The sequence below is a fragment of the Synechococcus sp. BA-120 BA3 genome (assembly GCF_034931285.1).
GTDB lineage: Bacteria > Cyanobacteriota > Cyanobacteriia > PCC-6307 > Cyanobiaceae > Cyanobium.
Window position 1 is genome coordinate 1 of the sequence record NZ_JAYGHZ010000371.1, and the last position, 4,427, is coordinate 4,427.

Annotated in this window: 4 protein-coding genes and 1 pseudogene; all 5 read left to right on the top strand. The window is 69.3% G+C overall.

Features of this window, described 5'->3' with window-relative positions; genetic code table 11:
* Nucleotides 1-10: 10 nt before the first annotated feature.
* A pseudogene (gene hflX / locus VB737_RS15145) lies at nucleotides 11-679 on the top strand (GTPase HflX); the annotation flags it as partial.
* Nucleotides 680-751: 72 nt separating this feature from the next.
* The gene (locus tag VB737_RS15150) at nucleotides 752-1,387 is read left to right on the top strand and encodes a peroxiredoxin (RefSeq protein WP_254949307.1); all 636 of its coding nucleotides are present in this window, start codon (nucleotides 752-754) and stop codon (nucleotides 1,385-1,387) included.
* A complete protein-coding gene (locus tag VB737_RS15155; RefSeq protein WP_500314180.1) occupies nucleotides 1,384-2,763 on the top strand; it encodes a potassium transporter TrkG in 1,380 nt (459 codons plus the stop codon). The genes VB737_RS15150 and VB737_RS15155 overlap by 4 nt, the downstream gene beginning before the upstream one ends.
* Before the next feature lie 49 nt (nucleotides 2,764-2,812).
* On the top strand, nucleotides 2,813-3,517 hold the full coding sequence (locus tag VB737_RS15160; protein WP_500314182.1) for a potassium channel family protein: 705 nt from the start codon (nucleotides 2,813-2,815) through the stop codon (nucleotides 3,515-3,517).
* 20 nt (nucleotides 3,518-3,537) lie between these two features.
* A partial coding sequence (locus VB737_RS15165; protein WP_500314184.1) for an anhydro-N-acetylmuramic acid kinase occupies nucleotides 3,538-4,427 on the top strand: 890 nt, incomplete at its 3' end.

The following is a 4,427-nucleotide window of genomic DNA, read 5'->3' on the forward strand; positions in this document are numbered from 1 at the left end:
ATGTGTATAGGGGACAGGCCGGGGCCGGTCGCGGCAGGGGGGCGGCATCGGCACCCGGGGCCCGGGCGAGACCCAGCTGGAGAAGGACCGGCGCGCCATCGCCCGCCGCATCGAACGGCTGCAGCGGGAGGTGCAGCGGCTGGGGGAGCACCGGGCCCGACTGCGCCAGGGCCGGCGCGACCTGCCGAAGGTGGCCCTGGTGGGCTACACCAATGCCGGCAAGAGCTCCCTGCTCAACGCCCTCACCGGGGCCAGCGGAGACCAGGCGGTGCTGGCCGAAGACAAGCTCTTCGCCACCCTCGATCCCACCACCCGCCGGATCGGGCGGGGGGCGGCCGGGGCCGGCCCGCCCCTGCTGGTCACCGACACGGTGGGGTTCATCCGGGAGCTGCCTCCCCAGCTGATGGAGGCGTTCCGCTCCACCTTCGAGGAGGCGCTGGACGCCGACGGCCTGCTGATCGTGGTGGACCTGGCGGATCCGGCCTGGCCCGAGCAGCTCGGCACCGTCCAGACCATCCTCGATTCCCTCAACGCCACCATCCCCCGGCGGGTGATCGGCAACCAGATCGACCGCTGCGCCAGCGGCGAGCTGGAGCGGGCCCGGGCCCTGGAGCCGGGCATGCTGTTCGTCTCGGCCACGGCCGACCTGGGGCTGCAGCATCTGCTCCAGGAGCTCCAGTCCTGGACTGCCGCGGCCACGACCGACGGCCCCGTTGCTGTGCCAGCATCGACCGGCGCCAATTTCTCTCCCATGACCCTGCAACTGGGCGACACCGTTCCCGATTTCACTCAGGAGTCGCAGCTCGGCCCGATCAACCTCTACGACTTCGCCGGCGACAGCTGGGTGGTGCTCTTCTCCCATCCCGCCGACTACACCCCCGTCTGCACGACCGAACTGGGTGAGGTCTCCCGGCTGCGGGCCGAATGGGAGAAGCGGAATGTCAAAACGATCGCCCTGAGTGTGGATTCCGCCGAGAGCCACAAGGGCTGGATCGGCGACATCAACGAGACCCAGAACACCACGGTCGACTATCCGATCCTCGCCGACAGCGACAAGAAGGTGAGCAGCCTCTACGGCATGATTCACCCCAATTCCCTCAGCAACCTCACGGTGCGCTCGGTGTTCATCATCGACCCCAAGAAGAAGCTGCGGCTGCAGATCACCTACCCCGCCAGCACGGGCCGGAACTTTGATGAGATCCTGCGGGTGATCGATTCCCTGCAGCTCACCGACCACCACCAGGTGGCGACGCCGGTGAACTGGAAGGAGGGCGAGGACTGCGTCGTGGTGCCCTCGATTCCCACCGACGAGGCCCGGGCGAAGTTTCCCAAGGGTGTCACCGAAATCCGTCCCTACCTGCGGATGACGCCCCAGCCCAACAAATGAATCGACGGCAGAGTTGGCGGCACCGGCTGACGGTGCCGCAGTTCGCGGTGGTCACCGGCCTGCTGGTCATCACCTTCGGCACTCTGCTGATCGCCAGTCCGCTCTGCTCCAGCGATGAAGTGGGTCTCTGGGAGGCCCTCTTCACGGTCACCTCGGCCATCACCGTCACCGGCCTCTCGATCATCGACGTGGGGGCGGAACTCACCTTCCCCGGCCAGGTGGCCCTGGCCGGGCTGATCCTGACCGGGGGTCTGGGGCTGATGGCCATCACCACCTTCCTCCAGGGCTTCGTCCAGGGGCGTTCCGGCTTGCGCCAGCGCCTCGACAAGGGCCGGGCGCTGGACGAATTTGGGGTGGGCGGCATCGGCCCCACCCTCAACCAGATCCTGCTGATCGCCGGCATCGTCATCGGCATCGGCACGCTGACGCTCTACAACTTCGGCTTCACCGACATCCCGGACCGGGGCCAGCGGCTCTGGGCCTCCCTGTTTCACTGCATCAGCGCCTACAACAACGCCGGGTTCGGGCTCTGGCGCGACAGCCTGGTGGGCTATCGCAGCCAGCCCATCGTCAACGGCGTGATCGGCCTGCTGATCGTGATGGGCGGCGTCGGCTGGCGGGTCACCAACGACATCTGGGTGAACCGCTTCCGGCTGGCCCGCCTGCGCCGCCTCAGCCTGCACACCCGCCTCGTGATCCGCTCCACGATCCTGCTGATCGTGCTGGGGGCGGTGGGCCTGCTGTTCACCGAGCACTTCGCCACCGAAGGGATGGTGGAGCAGCTGAGCCTCTGGGACAAACTGCAGGTGACGATCTTCCAATCGATCACCACCCGCACCGCCGGCTTCAACACCGTGCCGCTGACCCTGGAGACGATCTCCGACTCGGGGCTGCTCCTGATGATCGTGCTGATGTTCATCGGCGCCAGCCCCGGCGGCACCGGCGGTGGCATCAAGACCACCACCTTCGCGGCCCTGATCGCCGCCACCCGCTCCACCCTGCGCGGCCACGACCAGGTGGTGGTACGCAACCGGGAGATCCCCCCCAAGGTGATCCTCAAGGCGGTGGGCGTCACCCTCGGCTCGGGCCTGTTCATCCTGCTGATGGCCCTGCTGCTGGGGCTCGGCAACACCACCGCCGGCACCCCCGGAAGCGAGGCCTTCACCTTCCTGGAGAAGCTGTTCACCTGTGTCTCCGCCTTCGGCACCGTGGGCCTCGACGTGGGGGTGACCAGTCAGCTCAACCGCTGGGGGCAGCTGGTGCTGATGGTGGGCATGTTCGTCGGCCGGATCGGTATTCTCCTGCTGCTTTCAGCCGTCTACGGCAGCCGGCCCCAGAATCGGGTGGGCTTCCCCCGTGAGGAGCTCTACATCTGAATCCGGCTCCCTTCGATCCGCGCCCCATGCCCCTTGCGTCGTCGACCTCATGAACCAGTGGTGGCAGTGGCAGGGCAGCGACTCCGACACCTCCAACAGCTACGCCGTGATCGGCGTCGGCCGCTTCGGCAGTGCCGTTTGCAAGGAGCTCCTGCGCCACGGGGCCGAGGTGCTGGCGGTCGACCTCAACCAGCGGGCCATCGATGAGCTGCGCCAGATGGATCCGGCCATCGAGGCCCGGGTGGTGGACTGCACCGACGAAGAGGCCCTGAGGGCGGCCGGCGCCCTTGACGTGGGCACGGTGGTGGTGGCGATCAGCGAACCGATCGGGGCCAGCATCACGGCCACCCTGATCGTCAAGGATGGCGAAGGCAGCCGGGTCCGGCAGGTGATCGCCCGGGCCACGAGCGATCTGCACGAGAAGATGCTGCGGCGTGTCGGCGCCGACAAGGTGGTCTTCCCGTCGAAGATGCAGGGAACTCGCCTGGGCATGGAGCTGGTCCGGCCCAACCTCTTGGAGCGGCTGCGGCTGGACGACCGCAACAGCATCGAGGAGATCAAAGTGCCCGGCTCCTTCGTCGGCCAGTCGCTGCGGGATCTGAACCTGCGCAAGAACTACAACGTCAGCGTGCTGGCGGCGGGCCCCGCCAACCAGCTCACGGTCAACCCGCCGGCCTCCCATGTGCTCAACGCTTCTGAGCTGCTGGTGGTGATGGGCAGCAGCGAAGCCCTCGAGGCCCTGCCTTCCCACTGATTGCCGTGCGAAGGACAGCCATGCGGGTGCTGGGGCTGATGAGCGGCACCAGCGCCGACGGCGTCGATGCGGTGCTGGTGAGCCTGAAGGGTCGCCCGGCCCGGCCGCGCTGGCGCATTCTGGCCAGTGCCCACACCCCCTATCCGGCGGGCCTGCGTGAGCGGCTGGTGGCCGTCGGTCAGGGGGTGCCCCTGGACGCCGAGGCCCTGCTGCACCTCGCCGAGGAGCTCACCGAGCACCAGGCCCTGGCCGCCCGCGCCTGCGATCCGGACGGCCGGGCCGAGCTGGTGGGTTGCCACGGCCAGACCCTCTGGCACCGCCCGCCGCAGGGGGAGCGCCGCGGGGCCAGCTGGCAGCTGCTGCAGGGGCCGCTGCTGGCGGAGCTGCTGGGGAGGCCGGTGGTGTTCGACTTCCGCAGCATCGATCTGGCCCTCGGCGGCCATGGCGCCCCCCTGGTGCCGGCCACCGACGCCGCCCTGCTGGGCAGGATCGGCGGCTGGCGGGCCCTGCTCAACCTGGGGGGCATCGCCAATCTCACCCTGCTGCCTCCCCCCACCGGTCCCGATCGGAAGGCGCCGGTGCTGGGCTGGGACTGCGGCCCGGCCAACACGCTCCTGGATCTGGCGGTGGCCCGCTTCAGCGGCGGGCGGCTGAGCTTTGATGCCGACGGGGCCTGGGCGCGGCAGGGCCGCATCGATGAGGGGCGGCTGCAGCAGTGGCTGCGGGAGCCCTACCTCCAGGCCACGCCGCCCAAGTCCACCGGCCGTGAGCTGTTCGGGGCCGCCGACCTCGATCGGCGCCTGGCGGAGCTCGGCGACGGGGTGGAACCGGCCGATGCCCTGGCCACCCTGACGGCCTTCAGCGCGGCGGTGGTGGGCCAGGACCTGGCCCGGCCCCAACGTCCCCGGCC